The 12,495-nt window shown below is 69.1% G+C and carries 12 protein-coding genes; 6 read left to right on the top strand and 6 right to left on the bottom strand.

The genetic code is table 11. From position 1 onward, the window contains the following. Positions 1-11 precede the first annotated feature (11 nt). Together JOD27_RS28905 and JOD27_RS28900 are read right to left on the bottom strand one after the other, a co-directional pair. On the bottom strand, positions 12-893 hold the full coding sequence (locus JOD27_RS28905) for an SMP-30/gluconolactonase/LRE family protein (protein WP_204765443.1): 882 nt from the start codon (positions 891-893) through the stop codon (positions 12-14). Further along, positions 886-2,127 (bottom strand): MFS transporter, encoded by a 1,242-nt coding sequence (locus JOD27_RS28900; protein ID WP_204765442.1) that lies wholly within the window; start codon positions 2,125-2,127, stop codon positions 886-888. The genes JOD27_RS28905 and JOD27_RS28900 overlap by 8 nt, the downstream gene beginning before the upstream one ends. A 54-nt stretch (positions 2,128-2,181) precedes the next feature. Between JOD27_RS28900 and JOD27_RS28895 the strand changes: the two genes are divergently transcribed. The 3 genes from JOD27_RS28895 to JOD27_RS28885 are packed head-to-tail and all read left to right on the top strand — an operon-like array spanning position 2,182 to position 5,121. Then, positions 2,182-2,682, top strand: a complete 501-nt coding sequence (locus tag JOD27_RS28895; protein WP_307830380.1) for an ArsR/SmtB family transcription factor — start codon at positions 2,182-2,184, stop codon at positions 2,680-2,682. Positions 2,683-2,707: 25 nt separating this feature from the next. Further along, entirely contained in the window at positions 2,708-4,168 is a 1,461-nt protein-coding gene (hflX, locus tag JOD27_RS28890; RefSeq protein WP_204765441.1) for a GTPase HflX, read from the top strand. 35 nt (positions 4,169-4,203) lie between these two features. After that, positions 4,204-5,121 (top strand): SdiA-regulated/phytase-like domain-containing protein, encoded by a 918-nt coding sequence (locus tag JOD27_RS28885; protein WP_204765440.1) that lies wholly within the window; start codon positions 4,204-4,206, stop codon positions 5,119-5,121. Positions 5,122-5,334: 213 nt separating this feature from the next. Here JOD27_RS28885 and JOD27_RS28880 read toward each other — a convergent pair whose 3' ends face one another. Further along, entirely contained in the window at positions 5,335-6,444 is a 1,110-nt protein-coding gene (locus JOD27_RS28880) for a cytochrome P450 (protein WP_239569371.1), read from the bottom strand. Positions 6,445-6,553: 109 nt separating this feature from the next. Here JOD27_RS28880 and JOD27_RS28875 point away from each other — a divergent pair, with 109 nt between their 5' ends. Further along, positions 6,554-7,315, top strand: coding sequence for a GbsR/MarR family transcriptional regulator (locus tag JOD27_RS28875; RefSeq protein WP_204765439.1), 762 nt, complete (start codon positions 6,554-6,556; stop codon positions 7,313-7,315). Here JOD27_RS28875 and lexA read toward each other — a convergent pair. Then, positions 7,290-7,967 (bottom strand): transcriptional repressor LexA, encoded by a 678-nt coding sequence (gene lexA / locus JOD27_RS28870; RefSeq protein WP_372441758.1) that lies wholly within the window; start codon positions 7,965-7,967, stop codon positions 7,290-7,292. The two genes, JOD27_RS28875 and lexA, sit on opposite strands and share 26 nt — an antisense overlap. A gap of 234 nt (positions 7,968-8,201) precedes the next feature. Between lexA and JOD27_RS28865 the strand changes: the two genes are divergently transcribed. Continuing rightward, positions 8,202-8,474 (top strand): hypothetical protein, encoded by a 273-nt coding sequence (locus JOD27_RS28865; RefSeq protein ID WP_204765437.1) that lies wholly within the window; start codon positions 8,202-8,204, stop codon positions 8,472-8,474. Positions 8,475-8,701: 227 nt separating this feature from the next. After that, positions 8,702-8,839, top strand: coding sequence for a hypothetical protein (locus JOD27_RS28860; RefSeq protein WP_204765436.1), 138 nt, complete (start codon positions 8,702-8,704; stop codon positions 8,837-8,839). 34 nt (positions 8,840-8,873) lie between these two features. On the opposite strand, the gene JOD27_RS28855 is transcribed toward JOD27_RS28860, so the two are convergent. Then, entirely contained in the window at positions 8,874-11,843 is a 2,970-nt protein-coding gene (locus JOD27_RS28855; protein WP_307830379.1) for an AfsR/SARP family transcriptional regulator, read from the bottom strand. A gap of 47 nt (positions 11,844-11,890) precedes the next feature. Then, the gene (locus tag JOD27_RS28850) at positions 11,891-12,310 is read right to left on the bottom strand and encodes a hypothetical protein (RefSeq protein ID WP_204765435.1); all 420 of its coding nucleotides are present in this window, start codon (positions 12,308-12,310) and stop codon (positions 11,891-11,893) included. Between the last annotated feature and the right edge of the window lie 185 nt (positions 12,311-12,495).

Genomic DNA, 12,495 nt, shown 5'->3' with positions numbered 1-12,495 from the left:
CAGCCGATATATCAGGTCAGGTCGTAAATCTCGATCTTTCCGAGCCGCTCGGCCTTGACCACGTCCGGATGCGAGTCCGGCGCCGTCAGGCACACCAGTTTGTCGCCGACGACCGCGACGGCGAAGCAGATCTGCGTCGTCTCCACCCGGTGCGTGATCTTGCCGCCCTCGGTCACCCGGAAGGCCGCCGCCTGCAACGCCGGCGCCACCCACACCCCGTCGCCGTCGCCCGCGATCCCGTCGGGCGCGATCCCGAACTCCTTCACATCGGCCCACATCCTGCGGTTTTGCAACGATCCGTTTCGGTCGACCGAAAACGAAGTGAGTTTGAATGCAAGGGTCTCGGCGACGACCAGGATGCTGCCGCTCTCCGACTCGCCCGTCGGGTCGGGCAGCAGGGCCATGCCGTTGGGGAACTTGAGGTCCTCGGCGGCAACGCTGACGGAGCCGTCAGCCTGTACGAGTGCGAGCGCCGTGCCCTGCGGTTCGAAGTCCGGCTCCAGCAGCCGGGGGATGCCGACCTCGGTGATGAGACCATGCAGGTCGAAGCCGAAGTTGCCGACATACGCGCGGCCGTCGCCGCCGACGAGCATGTCGTTCGCGTGGTACGTCGCGACATCCGATATATCAGCGTGGAGGACGAGGTCGTCGCCTTCGAGGCGGCGCACCGTGCGGTCGAGCATCGACACGACGAGCATGCGTCCATCGGGCAGCCAGCCGAGTCCGGACGGCTGGCCGTCGAAGTCGACGACGACCTCGTCGTCGCCCGTCGTCAGATCGAGCGCGTGCACCTCGCCCGCGTAGAAGTCGGAGTAGTAGAGCCGGCCGTCAGGACCGCGCCGAGGTCCTTCACCGAAGTGGAGACCGTCGCGAAAAACCTTCGTATCAGCCATGGACGTCGACGCTAGTTACGGTCGGCAGGTCACGCATCGTCCGCAACGGTGAGAACAGCACCCACGCCACACCGGCGATGGAGCCGACGAGCGCCACCCACAGCGTCGGCACGATCCCGATCCACGAGCCGAGCCCGCCGCCCAGCAGCGCGCCCAGCGGCGTCGTGCCCCACACCACCCAGCGGATCGAGGCGTTCATCCTGCCGAGCAGGTGGTCGGGGCAGATCGCCTGCCGATAGCTCACCTGGCCGATGTTGTAGACGACGATCCCGAACAGGTTCACCGCGAGGCCGATCATCGGAAGCACCAGGCCCCAGCCGTTCGAGATGAACGGCAGCGTCAGGGTGAGCGGCCAGGTCAGCAGCGGGACGAGCCAGATCATCCTGGCCTGCCCGACAGCGAGGCCGATCTTGTTCGCGAACGCGGCGCCGAGCACACCGCCGACACCGCCCGCGCTGAGCACCAAGCCCGCCGTTCCCTCGCTCAGCCGCACGGTCTGCAGCAGGAACAGCACCATCACGGCCTGCTGGATGCCGTGGAAGAAGTTCGACGTGCCGGTGCAGGCCACGATCTTGCGCAGGGTGACGTTGCCGAAGACGAACCGCAGTCCCTCCATGACCTCGCGACGCAGGTGCGGATCGGCGTGGCGTTCGGGCACCGGCTCCACCGTCCTGATCCGCAGCAGGAACAACGCCGAGCTGAGGTAGCCCAGACCGGTCGCGAGAACACCGTTGGCCGCGCCGAGGAACTGTGCCGCGTAGCCCCCGATCGCGGGTCCCGACACCTCCGCGACCGACAGGCTGGCCTGCAGCTTCGAGTTGCCCTCGACGAGCTGGCCGCGTCCGACCAGAGACGGCAGGTACGACTGGTAGGCGACGTCGAAGAACACGGTGCACACGCCCACCGCGAGGCTCACCACGATCAGTTGCGGCAGGCCGAGCACGCCCATCCACCACGCGACCGGCACGCTCAGCAGCAGTGCGGCGCGGGTGACGTCCATGGCGATCATCAACGGCTTGCGCCGCATCCGGTCGACCCACACGCCCGCGGGCAGTCCGATCACCAGGAACGCGATCATGCTCGCCGCGGCGAGCAGACCCATCTCGAAGGGCGTCGCGTTCAGCACACCCGCCGCGAGCAGCGGGATCACCGTCATACCGACACTCGAGCCGAACTGGCTGATGGTGTCGCCCATCCAGAGTCTGCGGAAGTCGGGGTGCCCCCAAAGCGCCATGCCGACGAGTCTGCGCTGAGTGATTGGAAACTGTCAATCACTTAGACTGGGTCCGTGCCCCTCTCCAGCAAACGACGTCCCGCGACCAAGGAAGAAGCCGCCGCACTCAGCTCCGACCTGCGGCTGCGCATGATCCGCATGACGTTCGACCGGCCGTTGACGAACAAGGAGCTGGCGCAGCGGCTCGGCAAGGACCCGGCCACGACGCTGCACCACGTGCGCAAACTCGTCGCCGCCGGGTTCCTCGAAGCCATGCCGCCCCGCGCGGGCAATCGGGGCGCCAAGGAAATCCCCTATCGGTCGACAGGCCTGTCATGGCAGCTCGACAACACCGAAAATATGGTCGCCGTCGGCGAGGCGATGCTGCACGCTTTTCTCGGCGAGGTTGCCGACATCGGGCTCGAGGACGTGGATCAGAGCCGCCTGGTCGTCACCGTCGACCCGGAGGAACTAAAGCAGCGGCTCGCGACGTTGATGGATGAGCTGGCCGCGCAACCGGTCAAGCCGGACGTTCCCCGTGTGGCGATCTACCTCGCGGTGTATCCGGGGGACTGACGGTCCATGGGACGATGAAGGGCAAATGACGGAAAACATCCAGAGCACAGAGTTCGACCCGCAGCTCGACGACCCCACGTGGGACGACGACTTCTCGACGGGTGACTACGAACTCGCCGAACGCGCCGCACTGCGCCGTGTCGCCGGGTTGTCCACCGAGCTCGAGGACATCACCGAGGTCGAGTACCGGCAGCTTCGCCTGGAGCGGGTCGTGCTCGTCGGGGTGTGGACCGAGGGCACGGCCGCGGACTCCGACGCATCACTCGCCGAACTCGCCCGCCTCGCCGAAACCGCTGGTTCCGAGGTGCTCGAGGGCGTCGTGCAGCGGCGTGACAAGCCAGACCCCGCGACGTACATCGGCTCCGGCAAGGTGGCCGAGCTGCGCGACGTGGTGCAGGCGACCGGCGCGGACACGGTGATCTGCGACGGTGAGCTCTCGCCGGGTCAGCTGCGTCAGCTGGAGGAGAGGCTGAAGGTCAAGGTCATCGACCGGACCGCGCTCATCCTGGACATCTTCGCGCAGCACGCGCGGTCCAAGGAGGGCAAGGCGCAGGTCGAGCTGGCCCAGCTGCAGTACCTGATGCCGCGCCTGCGCGGTTGGGGTGAGACGTTGTCGCGGCAGGCCGGTGGTCGTGCCGGTGGCGGCAACGGTGGTGTGGGTCTGCGCGGTCCAGGTGAAACGAAGATCGAGACCGACCGGCGCCGGATCCGCGCGCGCATCGCCAAGCTGCGTCGTGAGCTCGGCTCGATCAAGGTGATCCGCGAGACCAAGCGGGGCCGCCGCACGGCGAACGAGATCCCGAGCGTCGCGATCGCGGGCTACACGAACGCGGGCAAGTCCTCGTTGCTCAACGCGCTGACGGGCGCCGGTGTCCTGGTGGAGGACGCGCTGTTCGCCACCCTCGACCCGACGACGCGCCGTGCGGTGACGCCGGAGGGCCTGCCGTACACGCTGACGGACACGGTCGGCTTCGTCCGGCACCTGCCGCACCAGCTGGTCGAGGCGTTCCGCTCGACGTTGGAGGAGGTCGGCCAGGCCGACCTGCTCGTGCACGTGGTCGACGGCTCCGACGGCATGCCGGAGAAGCAGGTCAGCGCCGTGCGCGAGGTTCTCGCGGAGATCAACGAGGAGACCGGCACGCCGATGCCGCGCGAGCTGCTCGTCGTGAACAAGATCGACGCCGTGGGCGACCTGGGCCTGGCCCGGCTGCGGCACCTGTTCCCGGACGCGTCGTTCGTGTCTGCGCACGCCGGCCTCGGCATCGAGGAACTGCGTGTCCGCATCGCCGAGCTCATGCCACGCCCCGAGGTCATGGTCGAGGCTCTCGTGCCGTACGCGCGCGGCGAGGTCGTCGCCCGCGTGCACCGCGACGGCGAGGTGCTGTCCGAGAAGCACACGGAGTCGGGCACGCTGCTCAGCGCCCGCGTGCGCCCGGACCTCGCCGGCATCCTGGAGGAATTCGCGACGAACGGAACGCCTGCTTGATCCCGCCTCCACCGGTGGACGTGTGCCCGGTAGCCATGCAGGAGCTCTCCGGGCTCACGTCCGACGGCAAGCAGTTCTACGCCGTCAGCGACAGCGACGACGGCACGCTGCGCATCCAGGTCCTCGGCCGCGACTGCGTCGTCAAACGCACGATCACCGCGCCCGTCGACCCGTTCGACGTTGAAGACCTGGCGATGACGCCGGACGGCACCCTCTGGGCCTCCGACACCGGCGACAACAACAAGACCCGCTCCACGGTCGCCCTCCACAAGGTCTCACCTTCGGGCGCCGTGGAGCGGTTCCGCGTCACCTACCCGGACGGCAAACACGACGCCGAGGCCTTGCTCATCGACAAGTCCGGCATCCCGTACATCGTCACCAAGGAACCCATCGGCTCCGCACTGGTATATCGCCCCACGGCCCCGCTCCGAACCGACATATCAGTCCCGTTGGAGCAGGTAGCGCGCGTGACGCTGTCCACCACAGACACCCCAGGCGGCCCCCTGGAAGGCACGCTCGACTCGCGCCTGGTGACCGGCGCCGCCTCCATGGCGGACGGCTCCGTCATCGCCCTGCGCACCTACACCGACGCCTACCTCTACCCGGTCCCCGACGGCGACATCGTGAAGGCCCTGTCCGGCGACCCGGTCCGCGTCCCGCTACCCAACGAGCCGCAAGGCGAGGCCATCGCCTTCGATCCGGACGGCACCCTGCTCTCCGCCTCGGAAGGCGCAGGCACCCCAATCCGCGCCGTAGCCGGAGCAGCCGCGCTGGCCCAACCGCCGGCGCCGACGACCACGACTCCGCCACCGGCAGCCGACCGGCCGCAAGCCGCGCCGCAGCAGGCCTCGTCGAATGCCTGGCAGAACTGGCCCCTGGCCCTGACCCTCGGCGGCATCGTCCTCATCGCCGCCCTCCTCATCGGCTTGCGCCTCCGTCGCCGTCGCTCCTGACCACTGATCAACCCGCGCTGGGCTGGGACCACAGCGGCGAAGACCTGCCAACCCGATGACCCGCGCTGCCTGGGGCACACGACAACGCCGCCGTCATGGTGATGCCGACGTGCCGTCGGCGATCCGAGTCCTACCCTGGCCTTAGCAATGAGTCTTTTGACTTCGTCGTCAAAAGACTCATTGCTAGGGCGCTGATATATCGGTTGTGGGCGGTCAGTCCCAGGCGACCGGCATGCGTTCCAGGCCGCGAATAACGAGGCTCGTGCGGCGGGGGAGTTCGTCCTCAGGAACGGCGAGGCGCAGCTTTGGGAAGCGGGTGAAGAGGCTGGGGAAGGCGATCTTCAGCTCGATCCGGGCGAGGTGTTGGCCGATGCACTGGTGGATGCCGTGGCCGAATGCGAGATGCCCGGCCGTGCCGCGGGCCAGGTTGAGAAGTTCCGAATCGGCGTAGCGGGCCGGGTCGTGGTTCGCGGATCGCAACTCGACGAGGACCGTGTCGCCCTTGTGCACGAGGACGCCGCCGACCTCGGCGTCTTCCAACGCTGTGCGGACGGTGGCGGGCGTCAGACTGATATATCGCAGGAGCTCTTCGACGGCGGCGTCGGGATCCGCGAGCATCGCGTCCACCCGCGCCGGGGCGCGGAGCAGTTCGAGCGTGCCGAGCGACAGCATGTTCGTCGTCGTGTCGAGGCCGCCGCCGAGCAACGACATGCCCATGGCCGCCATCTCGTCGTCGGTGAGATCGCTGTCCGTGTTGACGAGGTCGCTCAACATGTCGTCGGTCGGTTGCGCCCGCTTCGCCGCGACCATTTCCAGCATGAACTGCTGGAGGCTGCCGAACGCGGTGTACATCGCCTCGGCCTCGCCGGCTTCCGCGCCACTGCCGCCGGCCAGCAGCACGGCGTCCTGCTGGAACTCCATGCGGCGTTCGTACGGCACGCCCAGCAGCTCGCAGATCATCAAGGCCGGGACGGGCACGGCGAAGTGTTCGACCAGATCTGCGGGCGAGCCCTGGGCTGCGAGCTCTTCCAGGTGCTCGGCCGTGATGGCTTCGAGGCGCTCGGCAAGCAGTCGCATCCGGCGAACCGTGAACTGACCAGTCAACTTACTGCGGTAGCGGGTGTGGTCCGGCGGGTCGTGGTCGCTGAACGCGCCGGGTGGTGACGGCGGCGCGTCGCCGGGGCTGCCTGGGCCGAACGGGTTGTGCATCAGGTCCGGGCGGACGCTGAAGCGGTTGTCGGCGAGTACGGCGCGCACGGTCGCGTGGTCGTGGGCTCGCCAGCCGACGTGCCCGTCCGGGTACGTCATCGGGCTGAGTGGCATTGCCTCCCCCTTGCAATGAGGTCTTTCCCCTTCTTGCAAGCTAAAAACGTTTGCGGACGAAGTCAAAAGACTCATTGCAATGGCTTGGAGCGCAAGGCACGATGGGGTTGTGCCTGGTAAGCGGCTAGATGAAGAAGAACGGCAGCTCATCGCCCAGTGGCTGTGGGACGGCCTGGGGTACTCGGAAATCGGGAGGCGGTTGCAAAGGCCCGCCTCGACGATCCAGCGGGAAGTGGCGCGCAACGGCGGCCACAACAACTACCGGCCGGGGGCCGCGCACCGGGCAGCGGGTGAGCGGGCGATGCGTCGGATGCCCGCGGTGGACGACCTCGACGTCGACGGCGAGGCGTACTCGTTCGGGCGGAGTCCGGGGGAGGTGCAAGAGTTCCACCTGAGGTTGGTCGCGTCGTTCGTGCAGACGGGCATCCCGAAGACGGCGGCGCGGATCCTGGCCGAGATCTTCATGGTCGACCAGGGCAGCCTGTCGGCGACCGAGCTGGTGCTGCGGCTGTCGGTGAGCCCCGGCACGGTGTCGCGGTCCACGAGCTACCTGCAGGAGCTCGGTCTGTTGCGCAGCGAGCGCGACGGCAAGCGCATGCGCTACTTCCTCGACGACGATCTCTGGTACCGGGCGTGGCTGAGCAGCGCTCAGCGCAACTCCGTGTGGGCGAACACCGCGCTCGAGGGTGCCGAGATCTTCGGTGTCGACACCCCCGTCGGCGCGCGTCTCAAGGACATGGGGCAGTTCTTCGCGTTCGTCGTGGTGGACATGGAGTCCACCAGGAAGAAGTGGCTCGACTTCTTCGAGAAGAAGAAGGCCGAACGCGAGAAGGCCCGGAAGGCGACTACGGCAGACGCCTCAGCACGGTGACGACCTTGCCGAGGATGGTGGCCTCGTCGCCGTTGATCGGCTGGTAGGCCGGGTTGTGCGGCATCAGCCACACGTGGCCGTCCTTGCGCTTGAACGTCTTCACGGTCGCCTCGCCGTCGATCATGGCGGCGACGATCTCGCCCTGGTCGGCGGTCGGCTGCTTGCGGATGACGACCCAGTCGCCGTCCGTGATGGCGGCGTCGATCATCGAGTCACCGACGACGCGCAACAGGAACAGCTCGCCCTCGCCAACGATCTCGCGCGGCAGCGGGAACACGTCCTCGATCGACTCCTCCGCCAGGATCGGGCCACCGGCCGCGATCCGGCCGACCATCGGCACGTACGCGGGGGTCGGCTTGGACATCGGGTCGAGACCGGGGTCGATCTCGGCGGGCAGCATGCCTACCGCGCGCGGGCGGTTCGGGTCGCGCCGCAGGAAGCCCTTCCGCTCCAGCGCGCGCAGCTGGTACGCGACCGAAGAGGTCGAGGTGAGGCCCACGGCCTCGCCGATCTCGCGCACGCTCGGCGGGTAGCCGAAGCGGTCGACCCAGTCGCGAATCACGTCGAGCACCTTGCGCTGACGCAGGGTCAGGCCGGCGTTTCCCGCGATCTCGCTCACTTCTGCTTCCACAAGAGCGGGGTCCGGGTCGATCGTCTTGCCTGCCACGGTCGCTGTCCTCCTCGCCGCCCCCAGTTCGAATGGGATTTCGGCCTCCGTCGATCTTCGTGGTCGACGGTAGTCGTGTTTGCCGCACAGATCAAACACCTGTTCGAGTTATTTGAGTGCGTGTTGTGGCGTCCGGCGGGTCGGTCTGGTAGAAATTCGCACGGACGTTCGATCGAACCCGTGTTCGATCATGGTGCTTGACCTGCGATGGAGGGCGTCATGGCGGTACTCGTCGAAAAGCGGCTTCGCGTTGTCGAGGACGCGGACGTCGCAGCGGGTCGTCCCCTCCGTTCGGGTCCCCGCGTCATGCCACGGCGCCCGGCCACCAAGCCGCGCCCGGTCGCGGTGCCTGCTTCGCGCGACTCGAGCTCGTGCGAGGTGCGGTCCAAGCGCGAGTCCACGCTCGAACTCCTCGCCGTCGGTGTGCTCAGCGCGCTGACGATCATCGCTCTCGGTGTGCTCTACCTCCAGCAGGTCGGCGTCACCCCGTAGGACCGAAGCGAAACCGAAGCCTCGCGGAAGTGTCCCTGTCCACCATGCGGTGTGACAGCAGAGACCACCTGTGAAGGCACCATGGAGACAGACCCACCACCCCGGTAACCAGCTGACGTCGCTGCGAGCCCTCTGGGGTTGGGCTCGGACGACGGCAGCAAGCCTGCGCATCGCCGGAGTTCTCCACGTGCCATCTCTCGCAGGAAAACACCGAGAGGCGAACAAGAATGACGATCGGACGAATCGTCGCCGCTGCGGCGATCGCCATGGGCACCGTGGTGTCGATGGCACCGGCCGCGAGCGCCGCCTCCCATCACGTCGACGTCTGCACCGACGACCCTGATCCCAAGGACGGCATGGCCTGAGCTCCGGTCGTGAGCGGGTGCCGGTCAACCCCGCTCAGGACCGCGCGGAGAGGCCTTCCAGAGTGCGCGTCGCGCGTGCGGCGCCGGTGACGTGTCCGGTGTCGCGCCAGATGTGCAGGGCCTCCCGCGCCGCGTGTCCGGCCTGCGCGCCTTCACCAGAGGCAGCCTCCACGGCGGCGACGGCGAGCAGGGCCTCCGCCTCCAGGAGCCGGAACCCGCCTGCTCGTGCCACGTCGAGGGCAGCGGTCGCGTGCGGTCGCGCCGCCGCCGGATCGGTCCCGGCGAGGACGTGGGCGAGCGCGGCGGACGCTTCCGCCTCCAGGCCGCGCAGGCCGGACCGCGTGGCGATCTCCAACGCTCGCACCAGGTGTTCGCGTTCGGATGTCGCGCGGCCCAGCCAGATCAACGCGACCGCCTCGGCCTGCTGGTCGCCGTCCTGCCGGGCGCACTCCAGCGCTTCGGCGGCGGTCCGGCGGGCCGTGTCGTGGTCGTCACGGGTCAGGTGCACGGCGCACAGCCCGCTGAGCGCGGTCGCCTCACCGAAGCGGGAACCCTGTTCGCGGAACGACTCCAGCGCGAGCAGCAGCGTGTACTCGGCGTCCGCGACGTCGCCGAGCGCCAGCAGCACCGCCCCCAGGTCCGCCAGGTTGGCGGCCTCCCAGAAAGCGAGAGAATCCTTGCGACACAACCGGACCGACTCGTCGAGGCACTTCCTGGCCTCGGTCAGCCTGCCGAGCTGCCGGTAGTGACAGCTCAATGAGTTCAGCGCATGACTCTCGCCCGACGGGTTGCCGAGCTCGCGGAACAGCTCGATCGCGCGCTGGCTGTGCTCGACCGCCTCGGCGAGCCTGCCCGTCCAGTCCAGCATCGACCCGAGGTTCGACACGGCCGTCGCCTCGCACTCGCGCCAGCCGCACGTTCTGCTGGCCCGCGCCGCCTCCTCGGTGTGCGCGACGCCGTCGGTGTGCCGTCCCTCGCGGAAGGCGGCGCCGCCCATCGTCAGGCGCAGCAACGCTTCCGCGGCGTGTGCCCCGTGCCGCCTGGCCGCAGGCAACAGCACCGACGCGAGCTCCAGCCACTCCGCGCGCCTGCCGTGGTCGTGGAAGAACCGCCGCACCGCGTCGGCCAGGTACCAGACCTGCGGGCGCGGGCCCGTCACCGCGGCCCGCCGCAACGCCGCGACCAGGTTGGGCGCCTCGAGGTCCAGCCACGCCACGGCTTCCGCGCTGGTCGCGAACCGCACAGGGCTCTGAGCCGGTTCGTCGTCGCGAGGCAGCGACACGACCCGCTTGCCCAGCTCCGCCACGGCCGCGTCGGCGGTCGCGAGGTAGCCGGCGAACAACCTCTCCCACGCGGGCGTGGTCTCCTCGCTCTCCGAGCGTTCCTCGGCGTAGCGGCGCACCAGGTCGTGGAACCGGTAGCGGCCCGGCGCATGCGCCTCGACCAGGTTCGCGGCACTCAGACCGCGCAGCAACCGCGTCGCCACGCCGGCGTCGGAGCCGAGCAGCGCGGCCGCGTCGTGCGGTGTGAAGTCCGGACCAGGCACGACCCCGAGCAGCCGGAACAGCCGCTGCTGATCGGCAGGAAGTGCTTGGTAGGACACGGAGAACGCCGTGGCGACCGCGCTTTGCTCCGCGCCGTCGAAAGCCAGCAGCGGATCGGCGCGCAGCTCCGCGACCGCTGAGGCGATGCTCGTGCCCACGTTGGCCGCGGCGATCCGCAACGCCAGCGGGTGGTGCCCGCACACCTCGGCCAGCTCGGCGGCGGCAGCGGGTTCGGCGGCCACGCGATCCGCGCCGAGCGCCGAGACGAGCAGCGCGTGCGAGTCCTGTTCCGGGAGCTGAGCCAGGGTGATCGTGCGCGCACCGGTGCGGGCGACCAGGTCGCTCAGCCGATGCCTGCTGGTCACCAGCACGCGTCCGGACGACGGCAGGAGCGGCAGCACCTGGGCGGCGTCCCGTGCGTTGTCCAGCACCACCAACGCCTTCCGGTCCGCCAGCAACGACCGGAACAGTCCACTTTGGTCGTCCGATTCGGACGGTGCGGCACCGAGTGCGCGCAACAGCTGCGCCAGCGCGGCGGTCGGGCTGAGCGGTTCGTCGTCGGCGTCGAACCCGCGCAGGTTCACGTACAGCTGCCCGTCGGGATAGCGGTCGCGAGCCGCGTGCGCCCACCGCACGGCGAGCGCGGTCTTCCCGACACCGGCGGTGCCGGTGATCAGCCACACGCCGTCCTCGCCGTCCTCCAGCGCGGCGAGCTCGGCGGCGCGCCCAGCGAAACCCCGTGCGGCCAAAGGGAGTTCGGCGGGACGGATCTCGGTGAACGCCAGGGCGGGTGCCCGGTCCTCGCCACGCAGCACGCGCTGCTGCGCGTCCCGCAGCGCCTGTCCCGGCTCGATGCCGAGCTCGGACACCAGCAGTTCGTGTCCCTGCGAGTAGACCTCCAGCGCCTCCGCGGTCCGTCCACACCGGTGCAGCGCGAGCATCAGCGCCGCGCGCAGCCGTTCGCGATACGGGTGCTCGTCGACGAGCTTGCGCAGGCCGCCGACCGCTTCCGCGTGGTGCCCCTCGGCGATCTGGAGCTCGTGCAGCTCCTCGACGACCGCGAGCCGTCGTTCGACCAGCGCCGGGCGTTCCAGCTCGGCCAGCTCGTCGCTCACGCCGTCCAGCGGCGTGCCTGTCCACAACGCGAGTGCCTCGCGCAGCCGCGCGATGGCGGCCTCACCGGTCAGCGTCCTGGCGTGGGCGACGGCGTCGTCGAACAGGTCGACGTCGCGTTCGCCGGGCGCGACCTCGATCGAGTAGCCGGACGCGGCGCGCGTGATCACGTCGGCGCCGAGCAGCTTGCGCAGGTCGGACACGTGCACCTGCAGCCGTCCGCGGGCGCTGCGCGGCGCCTGCTCGCCCCAGGTCAGGTCTATCAGCCGGTCCTCCGGCACGACCCGGCCGGGGCTGAGCAGCAACGCCGCCAGCACCGACGCCTGCTTCTGCCCGGCCGGGCGCACCGGCCCGGCCGGACCGAGGACCGTGACCGGTCCGAGCAGGAGGTACCTCAGCGCAGGTCCGCCTCAGCCGTGCACTTCTCGCCGCCGCGGTCGGCGAACGTCACCTCGACCCAGGCACGACCCGAACGCGGCACCCTCGTGCCCTCGACCGGCACCTCGGCGGCCTCGTCCGACCTCAGCCCGGACTTCGACCGCGTGAGCAGCGTGGTCTGCGCCGTGCCGACGCGGTGGTGGACCTGGACGTGCATCGCTCCGGTGTCGGCGATGTACGGACCGGCCGCACCCCTGCCCTTGCGCAGCCGGTAGTCGGTGCCCATGTCGTAGGTCAGCGTGAACCTGCCGCTGAAGGTTCCCTCAGTACACTTCGCGGTCGCCGTTGCCGTGACGGCTTGTGCCGCAGGTGCCGGTGCGCCGCTCGCGGCCACCAGCAGGGCCAGCAGCGCAGCCCTCTTCACCCCAGACCCCAAGACGATCTCCCTCATCTCGTTGCGCCACCCGAGTGACGTGTCACAGGAATATCACGCGGATGGGGGTCGCTGAGGTTGCTCATCGGTCACGCGCTGGTGTCGGTGCGTAGTACTCGCAGTTCACCTCCGATTCCTCCATCCGAGTGTCGCCCGACACGCCGTGTCGAGTTGCAACCTCTTGCGTT

The organism is Lentzea nigeriaca (assembly GCF_016907955.1).
Taxonomy (GTDB): Bacteria; Actinomycetota; Actinomycetes; order Mycobacteriales; family Pseudonocardiaceae; genus Lentzea; species Lentzea nigeriaca.
Note: the sequence above shows the minus strand (reverse complement) of the source record. Positions and strands in the feature narration are given on the sequence as shown.

Bases quoted from the DNA above. Each gene is read 5' to 3' on its own strand.
- JOD27_RS28905 (WP_204765443.1), bottom strand. From the start codon at position 893: ATGGCTGATACGAAGGTTTTTCGCGACGGTCTCCACTTCGGTGAAGGA.
- JOD27_RS28900 (WP_204765442.1), bottom strand. From the start codon at position 2,127: ATGGCGCTTTGGGGGCACCCCGACTTCCGCAGACTCTGGATGGGCGAC.
- hflX (WP_204765441.1), top strand. From the start codon at position 2,708: ATGACGGAAAACATCCAGAGCACAGAGTTCGACCCGCAGCTCGACGAC.
- JOD27_RS28885 (WP_204765440.1), top strand. From the start codon at position 4,204: ATGCAGGAGCTCTCCGGGCTCACGTCCGACGGCAAGCAGTTCTACGCC.
- JOD27_RS28880 (WP_239569371.1), bottom strand. From the start codon at position 6,444: ATGCCACTCAGCCCGATGACGTACCCGGACGGGCACGTCGGCTGGCGA.
- JOD27_RS28865 (WP_204765437.1), top strand. From the start codon at position 8,202: ATGGCGGTACTCGTCGAAAAGCGGCTTCGCGTTGTCGAGGACGCGGAC.
- JOD27_RS28860 (WP_204765436.1), top strand. From the start codon at position 8,702: ATGACGATCGGACGAATCGTCGCCGCTGCGGCGATCGCCATGGGCACC.